The sequence below is a fragment of the Imperialibacter sp. EC-SDR9 genome (assembly GCF_902498805.1).
Taxonomy (GTDB): Bacteria; Bacteroidota; Bacteroidia; order Cytophagales; family Cyclobacteriaceae; genus Imperialibacter.
Genome location: NZ_LR701581.1, coordinates 24,677 through 49,695 on the forward strand (window position 1 = coordinate 24,677; position 25,019 = coordinate 49,695).

The following is a 25,019-nucleotide window of genomic DNA, read 5'->3' on the forward strand; positions in this document are numbered from 1 at the left end:
AATGAAATGACCTCTCCGCCAAGGTTTTGGCACCGTTTCTTTCGGTGGTTCTGCCACCCCGAATTGCTGCCGGGGGTAGAGGGCGATCTGATGGAATTGTACAATGAGCGACTATCAGAAACGGGTCGCCGAAAAGCCAACCGAAGGTTTATTATAGATGTTTTACTGCTTTTCCGTCCGACGATAATACGACCGGTGGAAGGCGCTTACCATTTAAACAGTTACGGTATGTTGAGAAATTATTTAAAGGTTGGCTTCAGGAATATCCTTAAACACAAGGCATTTTCCTTTATCAATGTGTTTGGACTGGCCGTGGCCATGTCGGTGTGTATGCTGGTAATTCTCATGCTGGCCGACCAGCACAGCTATGACCAGTTTCATTCAAAGAAGGACAGAATCTATCGCATTCTCACCGACTCCGAGAAATTCAGGCAAGCATATGCTACCTCCCCGTACTCTCTGGCGGATGTACTGCGTACCGAGTATCCGTCTGTAGAAACGAGCACCCGACTGATGCCCGGCGTAGGTGGTGATGTGATCTATAACGAAAAGTTGTTTGAGATGCGGGGCTACTTTGCAGAGCCTGCATTCTTCGAAGTATTCGACTTTGACCTTCAAAAAGGCAATAAGGTGTCAGCTTTGTCGGCTCCCAATTCAATTGTGATCACAAGTGAATTAGCTGCCAATCTTTTTGGGAAGGAGGATCCACTGGGCAAAGTAGTGTCATTTTCCGACAGGCAGCTGCCGTTCCCGCTCGATCATGGTGGTGGCGGATCGGCGCCGGTAGAGTGGGGGACTTTTACAGTGACCGGCGTTATTGCAGACGAGAAACACAAGTCGCATATCCATTTCGATGTGCTGATGTCGGAGGCTACCCGGCAGCGGCTTTACGTAGAAAAGAAGCTGGAGAATCTCACCAGCAATTGGGAGCACTACTGGCAAAATTATACGTACGTGGTGCTGGATGCATCGAAAACAGAGGCAGACTTACAAGCCGATTTGCAGTCACTTGGCGTTCGCAAATACAAAGACATGGAAGATGAAGAGAAAAAGAACATCATCTTCAAAGGTCAGCGTTTGGCGGATATTGCCATGGGACTGGAAAACAACGATACCAATTACCGGCTGCCCGACTTCGGCTATTATTTCCTTGGCCTGCTGTCCTTTGTCGTGTTGATTTGTGCCTGCCTCAACTACACCAACCTGTCCATTGCCAGGGCTACCACCAGGGCAAGGGAAATCGGCGTGCGGAAAACAAATGGTGCCAACAGGGGAAATCTGGTGTTTCAGTTTTTAACTGAGTCTATATTGACTTCCCTGCTGTCTTTAGGTATCGCCTGGTTAATTCTAGTTCTTTTCCTCAAACCCGCCTTTACGAACTTATGGCTTAACCAGCACTTAAATTTTGAGCTGCCTACTACCTGGTCAGTCTATCTGGTTTTCTTCGCCTTTGCGTTAACCATCGGCTTGATTGCAGGTGTATACCCTGCTTTTGTCATGGCATCATACCAGCCGGTGAAGGTATTGAAGAGCAATTTGGCCGGCGGAAAAGGAAAAATGGGATTGAGAAAGGTGCTCGGTATTTCTCAGTTTGTCGTGTCGCTGCTCTTCATTGTTACTTCTATTTTGATTTTCCGGCAGTTCAAACACTATCTCAATTTTGAGTATGGCTTTGCCACTCAAAACGTAGTCAATATAGAGCTGCAGGGCGTTGACAACGATATCATAGCCAGCGAGTTGGCTACTGTGCCGGGAGTCACATCGGTGTCGGCTTGTGATATTATTCCGGCCGGGGGCATCAATAATAACTTCACGCTGAGAAAGCTGGGATCGGAAGACGAATATACCAGGTTTGGTAGCCTGCATACCGATGAGCATTTCATAGAAACGCTGGAGATCAAACTGGTTGCCGGCCGACCACTCCCTGCTGACAGGGGCGGCCTGGACAAGTATATACTGGTGAATGAGGCGGCTGTGAAAGCGATGGGTTTTGAGTACCCATCCGAGATCATTGGCCAGGTGTACGAAACAGAATGGGGTACAAATGCGCTGGAGGTAGTTGGTGTGGTGGAAGATTTTCAGTTTAAGCTGCTCCTGAATGAAGACAAAATATCGCCTCTTGCCATGCGTGCTGGTCTGGACCATTACGGCTTTCTGAACGTAAAAATTTCGTCGGATGACCTCATGGGCACCGTGGATAAGCTGAAGGCAAAATGGGAGGTTGTCGATCCGGTACATCCGTTTAAGTACCGGTTCTTTGACGAACAGTTGGCGGCGACTCATCAGGCAATTTTTGATGTCGTTTCCATCCTTGGCTTTATCGCCTTTTTATCCGTAGTGATTGCCTGTCTTGGCCTCCTGGGCATGGCTGCTTATTCTGCAGAGCGCCGCACAAAAGAAGTGGGCATTCGCAAAGTAATGGGCGCACCCGAGCTGGCCATTGCTGTTCTGTTGAGCAAAGAGCTTTTATGGATGCTGACCATCTCGGTGGGTATCGCTGCGCCGCTGAGCTATATCCTGAATAACTTGTGGCTTCAGTACTTGCCCAATAGGGTCGAGTTTGGCTTTGGTACGGTCTTTATAGGTTCAAGCCTTCTCTTGCTGATGGGATTGCTCACGATTGGTTCCCAAACGTTCAGGGCATCGAAAAGGAATCCAGTGGATGCTTTGAGAATGGAATAAGATGCCGAAGCCAACTAGTCACGCACCGCCCCAATGGGCGCTAAGGTTTTTTCGCTGGTTTTGCCACCCCGATTTGCTGCCAGGCGTGGAAGGAGACCTGATGGAATTGTACCATGAAAGGCTGGCCGATTCAGGTCAAGCGAAGGCCAACCGTCGATTTATTGTAGATGTTTTACAGCTTTTGCGCCCGGCGATGATCCGCCCGGTAGAAGGCCATTACTCTTTAAACAAATACGGTATGTTTAGAAATTATCTGAAGGTAGGAGTTAGAAATATCCTCAAATACAAAGCTTTCTCGTTCATTAACATTTTTGGTCTGGCGGCGGCCATGTCGGTTGGCATGCTTATCCTGCTGATGCTGGCTGACCAAAGAAGCTATGATCAGTTTTCACCCGACAAGGAAAGGACGTTCCGGATTTTGTCGAAAATACCGAGGTCATCGAATCCTAATGCATCCAGCCCATTTCCGCTCGCAGCTGCTCTAACGAGTGAGTCTCCGATCGTTGAGACAGCTACACAGCTTGTGCCTGGAGTGGGTGGCGACTTTGTGATGGGAGAACGGAGTATTGAGCTGACAGGCTATTTTGCAGACGAGTCATTTTTTGAAGTTTTAGGTTTTGGTTTGCTGGCAGGAGACAAATCCGCAGCGCTAGGTGCGCCTAATTCGATGATTATTACCAGTGAGGCAGCTACCCGTCTGTTCGGTGAAGGCGAGTCTTCGATAGACCTGATTGGGAGGTCGGCCAGATTCTTCGACCGGGGATTGCGGGTGATCCAGTTAGATTTTGGCAGTGAGACTGGAACTACTCCCGTGGACTGGGGCCAGTTTACCATCACGGGCATATTGGACAGCGAAAAGTATAAATCGCATCTGAAATTTGATGCGCTCATTTCGTCGGCCAGCATGGCACTGCTGCAGCAGGAACAGAAGGTGCAGAACCATACCGATGATTGGGACAGGTATTCCTATAGCTATACTTATGCGAAAGTGAAAGCTGGCAAGACGCAGGCCGATTTAACATCTGATCTGGCGCAGCTGGCTACTCAAAAGTATGCAGGCAAAGACGACCTGAAAGACATCAGGCTTATCCCACAAAGACTGACCGAGATCACGCCTGGTATTTTTGTTGGTAATCCGTCAAGCTTGCAGCTTCCCATCGAGGCGTACTATATCCTGGGTTTTCTTGCGCTCGTGATTATGTTTACTGCCTGCCTCAACTACACAAATTTGTCGATAGCCAGATCACTCACCAGGGCAAAAGAGATTGGAGTGAGGAAGGTGAATGGAGCAAAAAGATTGAATCTGGTCATTCAGTTTCTGACAGAATCTGTGCTGATATCGCTATTGGCACTTGCCATGGGGTTTGCGCTGCTGGTGGCGATCAAGCCTGCCTTTGAAAGGCTGTGGGCCAACCAATTACTTCACCTTGACCTCAATGGTAACCTCGTTATTTATACACTTTTCCTTGGTCTGGCGATAGTTGTGGGAATCGTTGCCGGATTCTATCCCGCTGTGCGGCTGTCGGGGTATTCGCCATTAAAGTCGCTGAAGAAGCTGAACAACGAGGGGCCTGGCAAGCTGGGATTTAGGAAAGTACTACTTTCGTTCCAGTTCATTATTTCGCTTTTTTTCATTGTCACCTCCATTGTCATAGCCCGCCAATTCAAACACTTTGTTGAGTTTGAGTACGGGTTTGACTCGCAGAATATTGTTAATATTCCCCTCCAGGGCAACGATTATCAGCTTCTCGCCAACGAGCTGGGCTCAGTGGCAGGGGTCTCCGGTATTTCGGCTTGTGAATTCATTCCGGCTATGGCCATGACCAATGGCATAGGTGTGAAAAACGCCAACAGAGACGATGAAATGACTGGCTTTGAATACCTGCGGGTTGACTCAGGATTTGTGAGGAACCTTGGTCTTTCCATTTTGGCAGGGCGGAACCTGCCGGCTGCTGGCAATGCAGGTCGACTTGTGCTCGTCAACGAAGCCGGGGCAAAGGCACTTGGGTATGAAACATCGTCGGACATCGTCGGACATCTTGTGGAGGTTGTGGGGTATGCGACACCCAGGGAGGTGATAGGCGTGATGAAAGACTTTCGGTTTCAAACACCCGTTATGCAGGACAAGGTGGGGCCATTGCTTTTCATCAACGAACCATCCCATTTTAGCTATCTCAATGTCAAAATAGCTTCGAATGATTTACCGGCTACTTTAGAACAGTTGGAGGCCAAATGGAAGGCTGTCGACGCCGTACATCCGTTCAAGTATCAGTTTTATGACAATCAGCTCGTGAATGTCAACCAGTGGATGGGCGACCTGGTGGCTATCATTGGTTTCATCTCCTTTCTGGCGATAATAATCTCCTGCCTGGGGCTGCTGGGAATGACCACCTTCACCACAGAACGGCGTGCAAAGGAGGTCGGAATTCGGAAAGTGTTGGGAGCAGATGCAAAAAGCATTGCGCTGCTGCTTTCCAGACAGTTTTTAGTCCTATTGGTGGTGTCAGTTATCATAGCAGCGCCTCTGAGCTATTTCATCAACAACCTTTGGTTGGAGAACTTTCCTAACAGGGTGACGCTGGGATTTGGTACCCTCTTTTTAGGCTCCCTTATTTTGCTGAGCTTAGGTTTGTTAACGATCATCTCTCAAACGCTCCGTGCCTCATGGAGAAACCCCGTAGAGGCATTAAGGGCGGAGTAGAGAAATATTTCTTTAAATTTGGGAAAAAATTCCATACATTAGGGGTGTGAAAAAGTATAAAGAAATCGAGTACAAAGTGAATATGGTTGAAGAGCCTGAAATGATCTATAAAAGGCTAAGACCAAGGGTGTCGAGTTACACAATACTGGCTTTTGAAGCTTTGGAAGGGGTGCCTGCTACCATTTTTGACGATGTGGTGGGGCTCTTTGGCCATCATGATTACCTTGCCGAGGTGGTGGAGCTCAACCCCAAAACCATTCGTAAATACCAGGTGCAGCAAATCAAGTTTAGCCCAGCCAAAAGTGAGCTGATGCTCAAGTTAGTCGCTCTTTACCGGAAGGGTGTGGATACCTTTGGCCAAAGAGAGTCATTCCTTAACTGGTTGTCCAAGCCCGCCTTTGGCATTGATAGTCGTATACCTTTGCATCTTATCAAAACCTCTGATGGCATTGATCTCATCAGCGAAGAGCTGGATCGCATTCAGCATGGTGATACAGCATGAAGGTTTACCGGATTACGCTGGCTAAGTTTAGCACAGGCCTGTATGCTTCCGGATTTGTGGCAAGGTGGAATTCAAAAGGTACTTTTGTCATCTATACGGCGGGATCAAGATCGCTGGCCTGCCTTGAGAATTTGGTGCACAGGAGTGGGGAAGGGCTTGATGGTGGATTTAGGGTAATGACGATTGAGATACCCGATGATCTTGCTATTGATAGGGTGGTTTTAAATGATTTACCAGTCAACTGGAAGGAATTTTCCCAACGAGTGTCGACAAGGGTTATGGGTGACAAATGGGTTGCAAATGGTAAGGCAGCAGTTCTCAAAGTTCCATCGGCTATTATCACCGAGGAGTTTAACTACATTTTAAATGCCAACCACAGGGAGTTTAATAGGATTAAGCTTATTAGTTCTGATGAGTTTTCCTTCGATAGAAGGCTTTAGCGGGTTTGGGTCTTCAATCGTCGCAGGGTTTGAGCCAACCCATTAAAAGGATTTGAATATTGCGGAGAAGTGACAAAGAACTCCCCGATTGCAAACCCTACGAAAGCAACCAGGGAGTGTGAGCATTCAGACTTAATTATATCCAGGATTTTGAGGAGCTAAATCTGGGTTATTCACTATTTCCTGTATTGGTATAGGGAACAAAAGATGCTTGGCTTGCAGGGCCTGGTTGGAACTTAAATTGACATGGCCAACAAAGTTGTCAAATCCACCAGTGGTTTCATTGAACACTTTTTGTAGTCTGACCATGTCAAACCAGGTGATCCCTTCGTAACAGAACTCATACCAGCGCTCTTTCCAAACAGCCTCTCTGAAAGAAGATTGGGTGAGGGTGCCGAGCAGTGGCGTAGCCAACCCAGCACGGTCTCTTATGGCTTTAAGGGCATCGTAAGCTGCAAGCGAAGGGCCTGCGACTTCGTTCTGAGCTTCGGCATATATCAGCAGCACCTCGGCATAGCGAATCATAGGCACATTCAGGTTGTCCGTCCTGGTTCCTGCCACCCTTACTGAATCCCCTTCTTCGTTGACCGTTACGGTGCCGTTAGCTCTCGTATTGAAATGTTTGAAGATGTAAGGGGCACCAAGATCAAAGGGTTTTCCGTTACCATTGATATAGTAGGTGGTATAGAAATAACCTTGTTGATTCACTGCCCGAATATCCCCATCTTCATAAGATTCATAGAATGAAAGCGTGGGAACACTGCTGCCAGTGCCTGAGGGTCCACGATAAGTAACCGGCTTGAAGTTTGGGAACATGTTGCCCATTGGGTTATCAGCTACCAGGTTATTGTACTGCAAGCTGAAGATATGCTCTTTCGTGTTGCCAAGGGTTTCGTCGTGTACTTCGGCATAGGTATCAAAAAGCTCGATTGTTCCAGCATTGTCTATTACCTCCTTTGCCTTTCTTGCCGCCAAGTCATAATGCGTAGCACCTTTGTCCAGCGGTTTACCGGCCATGGTTAAATACACTTTGGATAGCATTGATTTAACAGCAGATGTAGACACTCTGCCAGTTCCATCAGTCCATGGTAGCTCCGCTGATTCAGCGGCAATCAAATCCGCCACAATTTGGTCGTATACCGCCTGCTGTGAAGCACGAATAGGGTAGAAATCTGGCGACACAGCCGTTTGTGGTGAAGTAATCAATGGCACATCTCCCCATAATCTCACGGCATAGAAGTATGCCCAGGCCCTGAGAAACCGGGCCTCTCCAAGAATTCTATTTTTCTGGGCTGCGTCCATGGGGTCTATCGCTGGAACTCTGTCCAGCACCAGATTGGCTTGCGCAATCACTCGGTAGAGTCCTCGCCACCAGTTGAGGATATGACCTGTATTGCCATCCCAGGTGAGGGAGTAAAGGTTGTTCAAGTCGGAATTTTGTGCAGTTTCAGTCGTCGAAGTGCCAGTGGGTCCTTCGAGCAGTTGCCAGTTCGACGAGAATATACCAGCTCCATCGCCAAAAAAACGAGCATCCGCATACACTGCGGCAATAGCAGCTTCTGCGTGGGCCGGTATCGTATAGAAGCTTTCGGGAGTCAGGTTAGACGGATCCTCTTCATCGAGGAAGTCGGAGCAGCCAGTCCATAGTAGCAGTGTGCCACTGAGGACGATTTTTGCGATATTTTTGAATATGTTATGATTCATGATAGTTAAATTTTTTGGTTCAAAAAACATGACATAGACTAGAGTCCGATCTGAATTCCCATCGTCCACACCGTGGGCTTAGGATATTCGTGCCATTTCATACCCTGAGAGAATACATTGTTGCCATCGTTACCACGAATCGGAGTGATTTCAGGATCTCCGATAACTTCATCGCTCACTATCAGGAAAAAGTTTTGTGTAGATGCATAAATTCTCAGGTTACTTAGCTTGATTCTCTCGACAGCAGTGGTAGGCAATGAATAGCCAATGAGAAGGTTTCTGCCCCGAATGAACGAACCATCCTGAACCCAGTGCGTGTCAACATTGGTTACGTAGCCAGCACGGGTGTCTCTTATCTGAGCAATCATGGTATTCTGATTTTCCGGCGTCCAGGCGTTCAGCACAGTGCGGTAGCTGTTGGCCAAGGTCTGACGATCCTCACTGGAGTGAAGGTTCATGTCCATTATGTCGTTGCCATACATAAACTGCACGTCAAATGTGAGGTCGAAGTTTCCGAAACGGACATTGTTGATGAATGAACCCCAGCCCTTGGGGCTACCGTTGCCAATAATCATACGGTCAGCATCTGTTATGGCTTTGTCTCCGTTTACATCTTCGTATTTGATGTCACCCGGCAACATGGTCAAACCGTTCCGATAGCTGGTAAACTCCGCAGCTTCCGCAGCTTCATCGGTACCCCAAACGCCCAGCCTGTTTAGCCCCCAATAGGCACCTGCTGGTTCGCCTTCACGAATGATACTTGTTTGGTTGGTGATACCAGGCCCTCCAACTCCAAAGATGTCTGAACGGGTGGCAAGCTCAAGTACTTTATTCCTGTTGAATGAAATATTAAACGATGTGCTCCAGGAGAACCTGCTGAGTTCAACATTGATGGTGTTCAACCCGAGTTCTATGCCTTTATTTTCCATCGATCCCACATTTCGTCTGATCGTTGCATAGCCACTTGTTTGTGGTACGGGGGCATCCAGCAGCATGTCTGTGGTTTTCCTATAGTAGAAATCGGCTTCGAAGTTTAGCCTTCCTTTAAACAAGCCCACTTCCATGCCAAGGTCTGCTTGAGATGTTCTCTCCCATCTTAAATCGGGGTTAGCCAGGCGATTAATTCCCGTACCGCTTACTCTGTTGTTATTGAAAATGGTAGCATAATTTGAACTAAGCAACGACAATGAAGAATAGGCTGGAATTTCGGAGTTGCCGGTAAGTCCATAGCTTGTACGAACCTTCAAATTCGAAACAACAGGAAGGTTCTGCATAAATCCTTCCTCAGTAAGTTTCCATGCCACAGCGGCTGAAGGGAAAAACGAGTACTTATTGTTGTCTCCAAACTTGGATGAACCATCTGCTCTGCCGGTAAAGGTGAACAAATACTTATTCATTAAGGTATAGTTGAAGCGCCCGAAGTAGGAGTTTAGGGCTTCTCGGCTGGCTCCAGACCCGACAAGGATATTTTGGCTTCCTGATCCAAGGTTATTGTAGGAGAAATAGTCGGTTGAGAAGTTTCTGGCTTCTGAATTCTGATTGAAGGTTTTAGACTCTTGCCATGACAAACCAAGCATGCCTGTGAATGCGTGAACCTCAGCAAAGGTTTTGGTGTAGGTCAGGTAGTTTTCGAAGGACCAGAAATCGTCCTGTCCCTGAGTAAGCCACGCCCTACCCTGAGAGCCTAACTGAATGGTTCTTCCTTCGTAGCGCTGCTCACTTTGCTGCACAACGTTGGTACCCAATACGCTGCGTAAAACCAGCCCCTCCGCCAGTGTAATATTCGTGAAGGCACTTCCAAGAAGCGTTTGGGTTCCGATGAGGTATTCTCTTTCCATTAAATTATGAACCGAGCTCATTGTACCTTCAGCAAAAGGATAATCCCTGTTGTCGGCGTAGGTTCCATCTGGGTAGTACACGGGCAGAAAAGGGAAATCTTCCACCATGCGTCGGGGAACCTGATCGCTGAAGTCGACATTGTTTTCTTTCTGGTAGTTATAGTTTAGGTTGGCACCTACAGTCAACCACTTTTTAACCTTTGTTTCCAGGGAAAGTCGGCCTGAGTACCTCGTCATAAAAGACGTTTTGTACAGACCCTGATCGTCCCTGTAACCCATCGAAAACGAGTAGGTAGTGCGATCATCCCCTCCGCTAAAATTCAATTGATGGCTCTGCGAAAGTTTGCTTTGCGTTGTTTCTTTGATCCAGTCGGTATCATAGTAGGGATTACCATTGGCATCAAAAAGGCGAGGGTCAGTCCGCTTTAGCGCAGGATTTAGCGAGGCCCATCTACCAGCAGCCCAGCCGGCCGGGTCAAACTTTTCCATGTTAGCCCAGGATAAATCTTCCACTGCCAGATACTCTGCGGTATTTAACACTTCAGGCTTATTTGGTCCGTAGGTATTCACACTGAAAATTCCATCATAAGTAATTTTTCCTTCACCCGACTTTCCTTTTTTCGTAGTGATCAGGATAACTCCATTGGCACCCCTAGCACCGTAAATAGCCGTAGATGAGGCATCCTTAAGTACTTCTACTGAAACTATGTCGGCTGGATTGATGTAGTCAATGGCCGAGCTGCGTTGAGTTTGGTTGCCCACTGGTAGCTGAACACCGTCTACAACATACAGTGGGTTATTGGAAGAGTTGATGGAACTGAAGCCACGAACTCTTACGTTTGATTTCCCACCGGGGCGGCCAGAGTTGATGTTTACCTGCACGCCGGGTATTCTGCCAGCTATGGCCTGGTTAAGGGAAGGTGCCGGGCGCTGCTGAAGCTGGTCGGTGTTGACGGAACCAACAGAGCCTGTTAAATCTGATCTCTTTTGAGTTCCGTAGCCGATAACCACGATTTCATCGAGACTGGTCACGTCTTCCTTCATGGCAAAGTTGATCGTGCTTCTGCCTGCAATAGGTACTTCCACTGTAGCGAATCCAATCGATGAAAATACAAGGGTAGTTACTTCATCAGCAACAGTAAGACGATACTGACCATCTATGTCAGTAGTTGTGCCAGTTGTAGTTCCCTTGGCCAGTACAGTTACGCCTGGTAGCCCTTCTCCAGTTTTGTCATCTGTTACTTTGCCAGATATGGTTTGCTCTCTTAAAACCGGAATTTTTGGTAGCTGATATGAATTGATCTTGGCAATTGAAGCGTAGAGTGGCCCTCTGTCAAGCGAGGTGGTAAATCCCGCTGTCTTTTGACCTTCAATTTTTTTTGGGGTATTGTCTTTTACAATCAGGTAGTAGTTATCGTCCAGCTTGCGAAAGTTGAGTTTTAATGGCTCCAGCAAAATGCTCAGTGCATCCTGAAGGTTTTCCTGATCAAAATCAGACAGATCGCCAGAAACTTTTGCATCTCTGACCATTTGTGTTTCGTAATGAAACGATACCTGGTGCCTCTTTTCAAGATGTTCCAGAGCTTTTTCTATAGTGTAGGTGTTGGATAGGCTGGCATCTGCTGACAACAATAGGTCGTCGACAGGTTGCCCAATTCCACTGTGGTAGAGTAAGAGTAGGAAAGTAAATCCTACCGAGTACATAAATTTTTTCGTAGAGATTTTCATAAGTTTTGCAGTTTAATTTCCTTGGTACTGGTTCGATCATTGATTGTTCTACAATGGTTTTCCATAGGCAGCTTTAGTTTAGGGTAACAGTTCCGTTGTGGCGCTCCAGTTTCAAGTCGAAAAGACCTGAGAGTGCCATTAAAATGACTTCAGGGTCAGGATTTTTGAATGTTCCTGTATAATGCTTTTCGGCAATTCCAGGCTTTTTCAGCTTGATTCGCAGGCCGTAGTTGTCTTCCAGCACGTGAATAATTTCACCCACCGGGGTGTTTTCGAAAATGAGTTCATTCTGTTTCCAGGCGGTCGCAACATTTACTTTGGCTTGTTCCTTTGTTGCTGATTTTTGACCGGATGTATAGGTGATTTTTTCGCCGGGCACCATTGAGATGCGCCTCACACTGTCGATTTTGGTTAGTTTGACCTGAACCTGCCCCTCTGTTAGCACCACTTTTGTGCTGGCTCTTCTGGTGTTAACATTGAATTCTGTGCCTAGTACCTCCACTTCAAGGTCAGCCGTCTCAACAGTAAACTTTATCCTGTCACCTTTTGGAGAAGTGTGCTTGCTGATCTTGAAAAAGGCTTCGCCATCAATTTCGACTTTTCTGATGTCGTTAGAAAAACCATCAGCTTGGTAGGTAAGGGTAGAGTTGGCATTCAAAGTCACCACTGACCCATCGGGCAATTCAATCGTCTGGTTTTCGCCATATTTTGTCTGAAAAGACACGGTTGTGTTTCCGATAAGCTCGGTGTACTGCTGACTGATTCCGACGGCAATTAGAATTAAGGCAATAGAGGCGGCCAAGTAGTACCATTTGGAGGAAATTGGCCGCACCCGGCCACCCGTTGGGGCCGACGCCATTGTCTCACCGTGATTATATATATCAGACTCGGACGTTTTTTCAATTTGAGCCCAAATAGTTTCAAAATCGGAAGTGGGCAATTGATAGTTTACCCTTGGAAGTTTTTTGAGGAAAGTTTTCGCCTCTTCAACCAATTCTTTCTTTTCGGGGTTTGCAGAAAGGTAGAGCTGCCAATGTGCTTTGGCTTTGGGGTCGTTCTGAAGCACCCACTTTCTAAAGGAATTGTCTACGATTAGGTCTTCTACGGTATTAAAGGTAGGGTTCATAAATATTTGCTTTATGACTACGTTTAATACTAAAAGGAGGCAAAAATGGAATCTCTACCTTTTTCGGGGAAATTAATTTCGTCCACTAGAATTGTGGACAGCAACTCAGGTTATTTTGAGAGAGTTTTTGCAGCGGAGCTCGCTTAAGTCAATAGTGACAGGCCGAGCAGGATGTGGACTATGTGAATAATAACTTGCTTGGGTAAGAGTGCCTTTCGCAGGGCCTTAATGGCCTTCCATGTAATGGTGTACAAGTAGTTGGCGTCAATTTCCAAAATTTCAGCAACCTCGTCTCTGCTTAGGTTTTCAAAAAAAATCAACTGAATAACCTCCTGCTGCTTTTTTGGTAGGGCGTGTACCGACTGAAGAATTTTCTTCCGGTTCAATGCATTATTTTTTTCAACTGTTTCTGAAAACTCGAAAAATACCTCAGCCCCGTCTGTATCTAAAAAATGCTCCTGGCTCGACATTTGGCGTGCAATCTTTTTTTCTTCGTAAACAATCTTTCGCCTGAGTGCCTTGTACAGGTAGTACTTAATTGAAGATGTCTTGCTGAGCGTTGCGTGGTTTTTGAGTAACTCTAAAAATAAGTCTTGAATGCAATCTTTGACCAAATCTTTGTTTTGGGTGACGTGCATGCCGTAGTTGAACAGTAGTCGGGCATAGGCAGAGTAGATTGATTTAAGTGCCGTTTTGTCTCCATGCCGAACCAGCTGATCCCAGAGATGGGACTCATCGCTATACTCATTTATAGTACCGAATTGAGACATACTTTAGCTGGTTGAGGCAAATGAACGCTTAGCAACACGGTCAATAGGTATTGATGAGATACAATGTCCGCCTTTGTGAGCTAATATCTCCGAAATACTTCGATCTATTAGTTTGTGGGCGTTAACACTATTTTCAATCAATATTACTAAACTAGACAAATACCGAACAATAAAGTACGTTATGATAATGTTATTTCATAGTGCTTTTAAGTTTTTCTAACAGAAAATTAGAAATGCATAGAATGCGAGTTTGTTGATTTGTCTATCGAAAAAGCATGGTAGGTTGTTGCGGGCAACAAAAAATGACAATTAAATTGAGAATAAGTCAATAGTCATGAGGCTTTGGTAATTTTTGATTATAGGGTAAGAAAGCAGTATTCTGTTCCGAACCCATTGGATACAAAAGAAGTTTGATTTTGCTTGTCGAAACGATGTCACCAAGGGCTAGTTTGGCGCACAATCCACTCAACTAATAGAAATTTCTTCGACTAACTCTTTGTGAATGGCCTTTTTGTCAAACCGTTTGAGGACGGCCCTGGCTCGGTCTGGAACATAGGCTGTTTCGTAGTCATCTCCCGTAAAGCTCTTGATGTTTTCGAGACTTTCGAAATACATGACAGTTGTGAATTCTATTTCACCGTCGACCAAGCGCTTCATCACTTCCATCTTTCTGAAGCCGGGTATTTTCTTTGCCTTGATGCCAGGAATGACCTCATTAAGCAAAATGGTCTGATAGGCCATTTCGTTTTCCAGGGTAGTCCAGCCGTGCCAGATACGTGCGATCACTATTTAAGGAAAGTTAAGTCGTATTCCGTTTTCAGCTTTTCCCTGAGGTCTGACATGAACCTTGGCCCCGGATCAGGCTTGTCGTGTGGCTTGTACGACTCGTCGACAGCCAGAAACAGCTTGTAATGAGGCAGTGTGGTATCGTTGTACTCGTGGTGGCCTACCATGTACTCGAGGCCCGGGTTTCTTTCTTTCAATAGAGAGATCAGCCTTGCGTTGCTCTCCAATTGAACAGGAGTGAGGTCAGATGCGTCTTTGGCAATATTTTCAATGCCAATGGCTATATGATTGAAGCCTATTGCGTGCCGGGCAATCACAGTGTCGGGCACAAGCTTGTAGATGCTACCGTCTTTGTCCACAATATAGTGAATGCCCACATTCATCTGACTAAACTTGCTGATGTTGGTGCGGCTCGATTCGATGGAGTCTTTCTGAAAGTACTCGACTGTCTCTTTCAGCGTTGGAATGACTGTGAAATGTACCAATACTATTTTCGGGCTATCCAGTTTGTAGCTCGCCACACCGTAGTTTTCCAGACAATACTGTTTCGTCAGTTCAAGCTTGGTAGCGTTGAGGGTAGGGATGGTGTCGACTTTGATATCAACAGCACCGGTGGTTTTCTTTTCTTGCTGACCAGCGGCGTTGTCACAATTTGAAAGCATCGAAACAAAGACCAGGAGCATCAAAAGCAGAGATGATTTGCTGTTGAACGAAAGTACTCTACTTAAATAGTCACGCATTTTCAGAAGCAGCTTTTTTGAATGAACAAGTTGTGAAAATCTATTGAATTTATAGAAAGACTGCGTTGAAATTGACTTTTTCTTCCTGAAGAATTCGTTGTCAGAATGCATGTGGCTATAGGAAGCCCACTATACTCCTTTGTTTGTATTTCTTATTCCGAAAAGAACCCCTTAGTTTGTTTAGGTAATGATAACCCTTCTGAAAACTGCTTTCTCGGCTACTATACTTCTGGTTAGTGTAGTCAGGTCAATTGGACAGCCAATAGATGCAGCTATTTGCAAAGAAGATACATTTCCCTTCATTAACAGCTATATCGAAATCTTTAAGGCTGATACTTTGGTAACCCTTGACTCAGTATTGCAACAAAGGGGAAATTTTAGGCCAATGGGTGAGGCCTCGGTGATTTTCTGGGGATATGACCCATATTTTTATTGGTACAGGTTCTCCGTCGAAAATAAAGATTCTGTGGACAAAGAACTGTTTTTCTTTATGGGACAGCTCGGCGTCAGAGATGCCGAACTCTTTCAAAATCACCAGGGCACCTTAAAATCCCTTGGCCATACTGGCTATTCTCATCCTTTTGAGAGCCGACCTTACTTACATTCCCACTACCTCTATCCAATTATAATCCCGGCCAACTCCGTTGACTCCTTTTATCTTCGCTTAGATGAGAGCCATGCCTATAAGACATTTGCATTCGCACTTTTTCACCCGAGAGCTATGAAAAAAAGGGAGAACAGGTTCTACTTCTCATTTGGCCTTATGATAGGGCTATTGTTATTGTTTCTCATTTTTAACTTTTACTTGTTTTTAAATAATCGAGAAAAAATACACTTCTGGTACACCATATATATCGCTGCACAAATATTTCTGCTCCTAAAACATGAAGGTTTAGATCAGGAGTTTTTGGGACTAGACTCTGAGCTGGGTTACAGGGCCACCTCTATGGCGAGTTCTGGTGCTATCGCTATCGTTCTTCTTATGCATGTTGTCCAGTTGTTTATTGTGAGTATTGCGAAGGACGATTATGTTTTCAAGGGGGTATCTTTTGTGAAGTGGTTTCTACTGGCTATGACTTTTGCGCAATGGCTTGTTTTTTTGATGGAGCCTTCCAATGCAATTGAGGTTTTTGTTGTAAAGACCACTAACGCAACAACCTTTGTGGGGCTCCTGACAATACTTATCTATAGCATATACGGAATATACAAAGGATTTAAGCCCGGGTGGCTAATTCTGGCCGGGCTGGGCATTTTCCTTTTCGGTGGCATTGAGCGAATCCTGTTCCTTACGTCAGACTCTTATTTACTACCCCCTTCTCTTTTTGAAATTGGGATCGTGGTTGAAACGATGGTCATTTCATTTGGGCTTATGTATCGTTACCAGAGGCACGAAAGTGAAAAGAACAAGATAGCGGCGCAGCTTCAAAAGCAGAAAGTAGTGCAGGTAAAAAGGATTATCAGTGCACAGGAAGAAGAGCGGAAACGAATCGCCGAAGATCTTCACGACGATTTGGGGAGCAATCTGGCTGTTATAAAACTGAACCTTCAGTCGTTGGACTCGGATGAAGGGCAAAAATCGGCTCTTATGCAGTTGTTGGATGATACCTCAGCGCATGTAAGGCAGGTATCGCACAATCTCATGCCGCCGGAGTTTGCCAACACCAACCTTAAGGATGTCATGGCCGCCTACGTTCAACATTTGAATGAAGACTCAAAGGTGAGCTTTGCTTTTTATCAAAAGGGTGGGAGTAAGTATTTTGGAAAGGACGAGGAATTAATGCTCTACAGGATCGTGATGGAACTCACCAGCAACATCCTGAAACATGCAGAGGCTACTGAAGCAACGATTCAACTTTTCTACCATGATGAGTCCTTCGAAATGGTTGTGGAGGACAATGGGAAGGGTTTTTCCGATGGATCAGGAAATGGAATCGGCCTGAAAAGCATTCAGTCGAGGGTGCAGTACCTTCAGGGTGAGTTGGCCATTGACTCCAATAAGGTTGGAACTACGGTAATTGTTTCTATTCCACTTAAATCAAAACAAAATGACAGCTAAAGTGAGAATCGTTATTGCTGATGATCATTTGTTGTTTATTGATGGTCTAAGGCTAATGCTAACCAGGGAGCCTGATTTAGAGGTCGTGGGTACTGCCACTGGCGGGAGGCAGCTCCAGTCGTTGCTGAGAGATACGCAAGTGGACGTGGTATTGATGGATATTAACATGCCTGGTGTGAATGGGCTTGAAGTGACTAGAGAAATTAACTCATGGAATCCACTTGTTAAGATCGTGATGCTTTCCACCTACGGGGAGGACTATATGATACAGAAAGCAAGGGAATATGGAGCATGTGGCTACTTGCTTAAAACCAGCCCCAGGGAAAAGCTGGTGGAGGCAATAAGAAAAGTAGCTTGTGGAGAAACGGTGTTTCCTGCCCGGAAGCCTGACCATACTGCCAGTTTTACTGAGGATGAAAGTTTTGTGAAGCAGTTTAATCTCACCAGGAGAGAAATGGAGATCATTCAGCGCATTAAGCAAGGAATGACGACAAAGGAAATGGCCGACCAGCTCAATTTGAGTCAGTTTACCATCAAAACTCATCGAAAAAACATCGCCTCCAAGCTCGGCCTCAAGAGTTTTGCCTCCATGATGAAGTTCATAGTTGACAACAATATTTGACATTAGCCAAAAAGCAAAGCATGCATTCTTTTAATTTTTTTGAGATGAAAAATACTGCTTTTGGAGTATAGGCAGAGAGTGTTGAGATAGCCTTCTTTGTATACGACCATTCACTACCCTATGAAGAAGCTCATCACGCTTGCCCTTTCGATCTTGTTTAGCTACAGTTTAACTTCCGCTCAACAGTTTCTTCCACACGATTTGCTGGATGCCAACAAGTTTGTCTACTACCCGGACAAGGCCATTTCCTTTGATGTTGATGCGGATGGGGATAAGGATTTGATAGTGTATGAGGCGACTGTGCTAACTCCAAGACTGCTGTTGTTCAGAAACGACGGAGCGGGGAACTTTCTTGATGCAAATACCATCTCATCGTTGCCTGACACACCAGTAGATATTGACTATGGCGATATTAATGGTGATGGCAAAACGGACATTTTTGTCAACATGGCGAGCAATGGGCTCAGGTGGTATGAAAATGACGGAGCCGGAAACTTCACGGAAAATATTATCCAAGAGCAGGCAGGAAGTAGTTATTGGAACACTGCAAGGTTAGGTGATATCGACGACGACGGTGACCTTGACATCATGGGGCCCGGCATGTGGATCAAAAATACCGATGGCTTGGGATCCTTTAATGAGGAGGTTGTCGTTAATTCGATTTATGACTTAGTTAATAACCCGGGTAACAGCGGTATCATCAATAATGTTCGAAATGTGTCTAACATGATTCTGGAGGACTTAAATGGCGATGGCCTCATAGACGTTCTTTACTCTTCTTCGTTAATTTACGTGCAGCTTTTCTCGGGAAATCTGGATGGATTTGACGAGCCTGACACCATAGCATACACCTTTCAGGGATCATCGAAAGTTGAATTTGCTACAGCCGACCTCAACAATGATACTTTTGTCGATTTAGTTATCGGACAAAGTTCGGGGTCAAGTGGGAGCGCCATGTGGCTGCGAAACAATGCTAATACTTCTTATTCTGAGATCGTCCTGAATACTTTCGGAACTGGAGCTATCAGTATTGGTGATTTCAATGGCGATGATTTTTTGGATCTGGCAGCTATTCAGTCCGGTGAAATATCTGGGTTTACTGACAATAGGATTTCAGTTTTTGAGAATAATCAAAATGAAACGTTCACAAGGAAAAGAACCTTTGGGGTGGCGCCATATACTAGTGCTAATATCCTCACTATGGATTTCAATAGCGATGAGTTAGATGACTTGATTTTGACTTCCAATCAGTTGAAGGTTGTTCACTACAAAAATTTGGATAATTGGACTTTTGATGAACCTGATTACCTGTCCAATACATCTTATCAGACGACCCAGATGCTTCACGTGGATGTGAATAATGACGGGATTGACGACATTTTGATGGCTTCCTACGAAGATCAGAATATTTCTTGGGTCGAAGGCATGGGAGATGGAATTTACGGAGAGCAAATTGTTTTGAATGATACGATCAGCAGAATTCTCGATATTGGTTTTGCCGACATAGACGGGGATGAATTGGAAGATATCGTCTATATAAATTCTGTTGACCTCGGGTGGCTCAAAAACATGGGCAATGGCGAGTTCGAAATTCAAGACCTGATTATTTCTGATCGCTCAGGGGGGCTTTCTGTGGTTGGCCCGGGGAATGCAAGCAATATATTTGATATAGTAGAACTGGACGACGACGGTTTGCCAAATATCCTGTTTACACAGTATTACCTCAATGCCATTCGGGCTCACAATATTGACTCTGATGGCACTATAGCCAGTTACAAGTCACTATCGACAAATGTCGAGAGTGTGTCGTCGGTCACATTTGGAGACCTGGATGGGGATGACGATTTAGACGTGCTGGCAACCGCTGACGGAACAGATGAGGTAGTTGTTTTTAAAAACACTGATGGTGTTTTTGCCGAAAGTAGCAGACATTCGGTTTCAGTTGTGAACCAGCTTCGGGCTGCAGCGGCAACAGATTTAGATGGAGATGGAGACCTTGATATTTTGACAGGCAGGCCCAGCTGGTTTGAGAACACGGACGGTGCTGGAACTTTTGAGCTCGAAATCCTGCTGCCTAATGAAGGAATACTACAAGGTGAAGAGATAAAGGCTGACGATCTCGATGGAGACGGTGACATGGACTTTGCTATCACCTATTCTTCCGGAATCAAAGTGTATATAAACGATGGAGAGGAAGTTTTTACTCACTTTGACATCAAATCAGATGGTAGCAATTCTGCCAACCCGCTGGAAATTGTGGACGTAAACGACGACGGTACACCTGATATATTATCCGCCGACGTATTCATGCCACGATGGTATGAAGTGTGTTTTCCGACAGCCGCCGAACACTCGGAGGAAGCTTGCGAAAGTGTGACGATCAACGGCGAAACCTTTGTTCAAAGTGGCGACTTTGAGCAGATGCTTATTAATAAGGCCGGATGTGATAGTACCCTCACACTTCACATAACTATCAATCCTGTTTTTGTCAGAGAGGAAACTGTCGATCTCTGTGATGGTGAAACTTTCGAGTTTGGTTCTCAAAACCTAACAGTGGAGGGAGAGTACACAGAGCTCTTTCAGACGGTACATGGTTGTGATAGTACGGTCACCGTTAACCTGATGGTACGTCCCACATTCAACGAAACAGCGGCAGTTGCTATTTGCAATGGTGAAACCTTCGAGTTTGGAAGCCAGAGCCTAACATCGGCCGGAGAATTCACCGAGCTATTTCAGTCACAATACGGGTGTGATAGCACTGTCATGCTCAATCTTAAAGTCAACCCTATTTTTAACGAGTCGGCCACAGCTTCCATCTGCGAAGGTGATACTTACACATTTGGCACCCAAAGCCTCACTGCTACAGGAGAGTATACCGAGCTTTTTCAATCAGCAAGTAGTTGCGACAGCACAGTTGTTCTCAATCTGAAAGTGGATCCGATTTTTACGGAGACAGCAATTGCTACCATTTGCGAGGGTGAAACTTATCTATTCGGTTCGCAAAGCCTCACTGCGACTGGGGAATACACTGAACTCTTTCAATCGCTCAGCAACTGTGATAGCACTGTTGTGCTAAGTTTAAAAGTAAATCAAAGGTTTTCGGAATCGACGACTGCGACGATCTGCCAGGGTGAAACTTTTGTATTTGGCTCGCAAAGCCTCGACAGCCAGGGAGACTACTCTGAACTGTTTCAGTCCCTCAGCGGCTGCGATAGCACAGTTGTACTAACCTTGAATGTCAATCCAATTTTCAGTGAAACACTATCAGCCTCCATTTGTACTGGTGAAAACTTTGCATTTGGCTCACAAAACCTCACAACAACAGGGGAGTACACAGAACTGTTTCAGTCAACAAATGGCTGCGACAGTACTGTTGTACTCAATTTGCAAGTCATCCCTGACGTGGGCGAAATTGTTTCAGCTAACATTTGTGCCGGAGAAACTTATTCCTTTGGGTCTCAAACTCTTTCGTTATCAGGTAGTTACTCCGAACTATATAAAACTGCCAATGGATGTGATAGTACTGTGGTGGTGACACTGGTGGTAGATCCCGCCATAGAGGAGTCTCTGGAAATGTCGATTTGCGATGGAGAGGTGTACACGTTTGGATCGCAAAGTTTACAACTGGAAGGCAACTACACTGAGCTATTCACAACTCAGTCGGGCTGCGATTCTTTGGTCAATCTAAGTCTCGAAATTCTATCGCTAAATAACGAAATAACAATAGCGGGAAAGAGGCTGACGGCGACAGAATCCAATGCACAATATCAGTGGTTTAAGTGCATTGACGGAGGACTGGAGAAAATCGACGGTGGGGTAGGGCAGCAGTTAACTATCAGTGAAACGGGAGAATATTCAGTCAGCATTACCAAAAACGAATGCGAGACTATGTCGGAATGCATTTTCGCAGAGGCGACTTCTGTTCTCTCTGGATTGCCAAAAGACAAAATTTCGGTATTCCCAATTCCGGTCAGCAACTTGCTTCATGTGGTGCTTGATGTCAATTACTCTATGCTTTCAATAAGTATTTATGACATGGCGGGAAAGCTGGTGCAAAATCGAAAGTTTGAAAATCAGAACACGCTAACAATGGCAACAGACAGGCTTCGCAAGGGCGTATACCAATTGATTATCGTCCTGGATGATCAAATTTACTATCAGGAATCAGTCATTAAAGAATAATAGGTAATCTGCAGTCTATTTTTCATTTTTTTGGGAGCCAAAATACACCCGCATCCTCTCCCCAGCCTTTTCCACTTCATAGGTCGGGGACAGGCTTGGTTTGCCGGGCATGTTTTCTATGTGAAGCGTTTGCGTTGGGAAGGCAAAGTTGATACCAAGGTGCTCTGCCAGCTTCATTATTTCCAGGTTGATTTCATGGCGGCCCTGTAGCTCTTCTGACCAGGTGGGCACCTCAAAGAACATATAGAACATGATGTTCAAACTCGATGGCCCGAACTCATTGAAACTTATTTCTATGTAGTCCTTGCGAGTCATCGGGTGAGTTTTCACTATTTCCTTCAGCCCTTCCACAAACGTTTCGATAAGTGGTGGTGGCGTGTCGTAGGTAATACTCAGTTTGGTGTAATAACGTCGGTACACTCTCAGCCCATGGTTATCGATCATGGCATCGGCCAGCTTGCCATTAGGCACATAGGTGAGTGAGTTGCGAAAGGTACGAATCCTGGTAGAGCGAAAACCTACTTCTTCCACTGAGCCGTCAATGTCGCCCGAGGTAATCCAATCGCCAATCTGAAAAGGCTTGTCGATGAAGATCATCAGCGAGCCAAACAGGTTCTTGATCGTGTCCTGAGCAGCAAGGGCAAATGCCAAGCCTCCAATGGAGAGACCAGTTAACAGCGGAAGTATGGGAATGTTGAGGTTGTCGAGGATGAACAGGCCACCTACCAGCACAACAAAAATTTTCAGTGCTCTTCTTACCAGGGGCACCAACTGGTCGTCCAGCGTGCTCTTTGTTTTTAGCGCCAAACGTTGCAGGTACACACAAAGGATTTCCACCAGATGGTAGAACACCATAGTGCCGAAGAACGGTAGAGCGGCCTTTACACCCATCACCACATATTGCATGGTGCCAGGCGGCAGTTGCAATACCGGAATGAAAATGAACAGTAGCAGGAATACCACAAACAAACTGACAGGCCTGGCCACTGGTAGAATATACTCATCCGCCAATCGTTCATAGCCAGCCCGGAGCAGTGCCTGCATGATGATTTTTTCAAACAAGAAGGTCAGCAGCTTGTGAATCAGCACGCAGCCGAGGATCAGCACCAGAATGCCAACAAGCTGCCATACCTGCAGGCCCAGGTATTTTTTTGTACCAAGCTTGGGCAGCAGGTTCAGTAGCTTGTCGGTGCCAAATGGGAAGACTTTTTCGTGAAGTTTACCAATCTCCCTTACCGATTTTTCGGCTAGCAACCACTTGTCATTGTACTTTTCCAGGTAAATGTTTGGGTAGTCTTTCACCAGTACATACCGGTTTTGCCTCGACACAGTATCCGTGTAGTCTGGGTCATTTGGTAAATCTTCGAGGTAGATAAAATGCCCCTCGCCATCCAGCACCTGCTTTAATTGCACAACGACCTCCTGGGCCTCTTCGCTGCCTCTAAGGGTCTGCTTAACAATGCCTGCCGCTAGCTCAGGATAGTAAGAATCTTCCTGCAGATAGCGTAGAAAGGTGTAGATGCTTTGATAAGGTGTCTTGAAAGAAACTGAATCGGAGATTGGGTTGTCGGCCGACTGAGCCGTTGTTGAAGTATAAAGAAGAACACTGAGAACTATAAGAAAGAGCTTCCGCATGATGCCTGGTTTCGAAATGAATTGGCAAAATTAAACAATGTGACAAAAAATGCCTTAGAAAATGTTGATTTGAGGCATTTGCTAGTTCTCTTCGGGCAAGGAGGTTCTGATCCAGTTGCTAAGAATGAGTGCCATAATCACTGATTGGAGGAAGGTGACCCAGAAAAACCGCTCGTGAACCAGCGGAGCAAATTGATTTTGCATATAGAGCATGCCCTCCAAACTACCCGGAGATATGCCCGGGCTGGCAAGGAACCCGACAATAAAGTAAAAGCCAATGATAGCGATGAACCTTCTTTTTCGGCCCCAGCGCTGCAAGGTTTTGCTGATAGAAAAAAAGACGATGCCAATCAGAAACCCCCTTACCAACTCGATGGGAAAAAGCTTTTCCCCTATCAAGGCCCATTCTTCAGGTTCTCCAGGTGTTGCCAGGTAGCCTTTCAGTGGCGAGGCCTCGTTGTTGTAGAGGTCACGAAGGAGGAAGTAGTAGCCTGCCGTTGCCGCTACAGCATAGGAGACCAGATGTGCAACGACAGTTTTTCCAACAAAAATGGCTTGCGATTTCAAGGGTTGTGGAGTCATAATAAGGTCAATTCAGTTTTGATTGAATTTGTTCCACTGTAACGGGAGAAGTCTTGATGTGCAAATCTCTTTGGGGGAATGGAATTTCGATATTGTGTTCTGTAAACTTCTTAAATATTTCAAAATAGAGTTCGCTTTTTAGCACCCTGGGCTTTTCAATGTGGGTGGATGTCCAAACGCCAAGGTAGAAGTTTAAGGAGCTGTCGCCAAATTCATCAAACATGACTGTAGGAGGAGGGCTTTTGAGCACATATTGGTTTTTGTCGGCCACTTCCAAAAGGATCTTTTTTACTTTCTCAGGGTCTTCTTTATAGCTTACACCCACAGGAAACAGGAACCTCACATTTCTGTCGGAATGACTCCAGTTGATCACCGTGCCTGAAATGAACTCGGAGTTGGGTACAATCACCGAAATGTTGTCGTTGGTGATGATGGTGGTGGCCCTCGCATTGATGCTGATGACGTCGCCCGCTATGTCACCCACCTCTATTCTGTCTCCCACTTTAATGGGACGCTCAAAAAGAATAATGAGCCCGGAAATAAAATTGTTGGTGATGTTTTGCAAGCCAAAACCGATACCAACACCAAGTGCACCAGCCAAAATACTCAACGAGCTCAGGTCGATACCAGCCGATTGGAAGATAACGATAAAGCCAAGCACCAGGATGCCAAACCTGACCAGGGTAGCGACCGACTGAAGCATGCCTTTCTCCATGTCAGTGTTTTTGAGCAGCTTGTTAACCACCAGCCTCATTAGCCACCGGCTTGCGATCACAAGTACAGAGACCGATACCAGGAGATAGAATATATGCCCCAGGTCTATTTGGCTATCCCCAAAGGAGAAGAGTGGTGTTTGTAATAATTCATTGAAACTTGCCCACCAGCCTTTGATACTTTCTCCCACCTTGTCAGCTTTTTCCATGGT

General features: G+C 45.7%; 16 protein-coding genes and 1 pseudogene. 8 read left to right on the forward strand and 9 right to left on the reverse strand.

Annotated elements, in window-relative coordinates; translation table 11 throughout:
- Positions 1 to 6: 6 nt before the first annotated feature.
- From GC130_RS29230 to GC130_RS10540, 5 genes and pseudogenes are all read left to right on the forward strand, one after another.
- Positions 7 to 180 (forward strand): annotated as a pseudogene (locus tag GC130_RS29230) (permease prefix domain 2-containing transporter); the annotation flags it as partial.
- A 48-nt stretch (positions 181 to 228) separates the two neighbouring features.
- Entirely contained in the window at positions 229 to 2,682 is a 2,454-nt protein-coding gene (locus GC130_RS10525) for an ABC transporter permease (RefSeq protein ID WP_193217827.1), read from the forward strand.
- Between the two features lies 1 nt (position 2,683).
- Positions 2,684 to 5,383: an FtsX-like permease family protein gene (locus tag GC130_RS10530; protein ID WP_151998265.1), complete on the forward strand. Its 2,700-nt coding sequence runs from the start codon at positions 2,684 to 2,686 to the stop codon at positions 5,381 to 5,383.
- Between the two features lie 46 nt (positions 5,384 to 5,429).
- Entirely contained in the window at positions 5,430 to 5,885 is a 456-nt protein-coding gene (locus GC130_RS10535) for an antitoxin Xre/MbcA/ParS toxin-binding domain-containing protein (RefSeq protein WP_151998266.1), read from the forward strand.
- Positions 5,882 to 6,325, forward strand: a complete 444-nt coding sequence (locus GC130_RS10540; protein WP_151998267.1) for an RES family NAD+ phosphorylase — start codon at positions 5,882 to 5,884, stop codon at positions 6,323 to 6,325. Before GC130_RS10535 ends, GC130_RS10540 begins: the two co-directional genes overlap by 4 nt.
- A gap of 132 nt (positions 6,326 to 6,457) precedes the next feature.
- Here the strand turns inward: GC130_RS10540 and GC130_RS10545 are convergent, their stop codons facing one another.
- The 6 genes from GC130_RS10545 to GC130_RS10570 form a co-directional block, all read right to left on the reverse strand.
- Positions 6,458 to 8,029, reverse strand: a complete 1,572-nt coding sequence (locus GC130_RS10545) for a RagB/SusD family nutrient uptake outer membrane protein (RefSeq protein WP_151998268.1) — start codon at positions 8,027 to 8,029, stop codon at positions 6,458 to 6,460.
- A gap of 38 nt (positions 8,030 to 8,067) precedes the next feature.
- Positions 8,068 to 11,595 (reverse strand): TonB-dependent receptor, encoded by a 3,528-nt coding sequence (locus tag GC130_RS10550; RefSeq protein ID WP_226940433.1) that lies wholly within the window; start codon positions 11,593 to 11,595, stop codon positions 8,068 to 8,070.
- Between the two features lie 73 nt (positions 11,596 to 11,668).
- Complete coding sequence (locus GC130_RS10555; RefSeq protein WP_151998269.1) at positions 11,669 to 12,721, reverse strand: FecR family protein; 1,053 nt, start codon at positions 12,719 to 12,721, stop codon at positions 11,669 to 11,671.
- A 143-nt stretch (positions 12,722 to 12,864) separates the two neighbouring features.
- Positions 12,865 to 13,491, reverse strand: a complete 627-nt coding sequence (locus GC130_RS10560; RefSeq protein WP_151998270.1) for an RNA polymerase sigma factor — start codon at positions 13,489 to 13,491, stop codon at positions 12,865 to 12,867.
- Between the two features lie 465 nt (positions 13,492 to 13,956).
- The gene (locus GC130_RS10565) at positions 13,957 to 14,277 is read right to left on the reverse strand and encodes an antibiotic biosynthesis monooxygenase (RefSeq protein ID WP_151998271.1); all 321 of its coding nucleotides are present in this window, start codon (positions 14,275 to 14,277) and stop codon (positions 13,957 to 13,959) included.
- Entirely contained in the window at positions 14,277 to 15,017 is a 741-nt protein-coding gene (locus GC130_RS10570; protein WP_193217828.1) for a peptidoglycan recognition family protein, read from the reverse strand. Before GC130_RS10570 ends, GC130_RS10565 begins: the two co-directional genes overlap by 1 nt.
- Positions 15,018 to 15,204: 187 nt before the next feature.
- On the opposite strand from GC130_RS10570, the gene GC130_RS10575 reads away from it, so the two are divergent.
- The 3 genes from GC130_RS10575 to GC130_RS10585 all read left to right on the forward strand — a co-directional run bounded on the left by GC130_RS10575 (position 15,205) and on the right by GC130_RS10585 (position 21,877).
- Positions 15,205 to 17,073: a 7TM diverse intracellular signaling domain-containing protein gene (locus GC130_RS10575; RefSeq protein ID WP_151998273.1), complete on the forward strand. Its 1,869-nt coding sequence runs from the start codon at positions 15,205 to 15,207 to the stop codon at positions 17,071 to 17,073.
- Entirely contained in the window at positions 17,063 to 17,695 is a 633-nt protein-coding gene (locus GC130_RS10580) for a response regulator transcription factor (protein ID WP_151998274.1), read from the forward strand. Before GC130_RS10575 ends, GC130_RS10580 begins: the two co-directional genes overlap by 11 nt.
- 120 nt (positions 17,696 to 17,815) lie before the next feature.
- Positions 17,816 to 21,877: a T9SS type A sorting domain-containing protein gene (locus GC130_RS10585; protein WP_151998275.1), complete on the forward strand. Its 4,062-nt coding sequence runs from the start codon at positions 17,816 to 17,818 to the stop codon at positions 21,875 to 21,877.
- Positions 21,878 to 21,892: 15 nt separating this feature from the next.
- On the opposite strand, the gene GC130_RS10590 is transcribed toward GC130_RS10585, so the two are convergent.
- The 3 genes from GC130_RS10590 to GC130_RS10600 form a co-directional block, all read right to left on the reverse strand.
- Positions 21,893 to 23,512 (reverse strand): mechanosensitive ion channel family protein, encoded by a 1,620-nt coding sequence (locus tag GC130_RS10590; RefSeq protein ID WP_151998276.1) that lies wholly within the window; start codon positions 23,510 to 23,512, stop codon positions 21,893 to 21,895.
- 81 nt (positions 23,513 to 23,593) lie between these two features.
- Complete coding sequence (locus tag GC130_RS10595) at positions 23,594 to 24,094, reverse strand: hypothetical protein (protein WP_151998277.1); 501 nt, start codon at positions 24,092 to 24,094, stop codon at positions 23,594 to 23,596.
- A 7-nt stretch (positions 24,095 to 24,101) separates the two neighbouring features.
- Positions 24,102 to 25,016 (reverse strand): mechanosensitive ion channel family protein, encoded by a 915-nt coding sequence (locus tag GC130_RS10600; RefSeq protein ID WP_151998278.1) that lies wholly within the window; start codon positions 25,014 to 25,016, stop codon positions 24,102 to 24,104.
- Positions 25,017 to 25,019 lie beyond the last annotated feature (3 nt).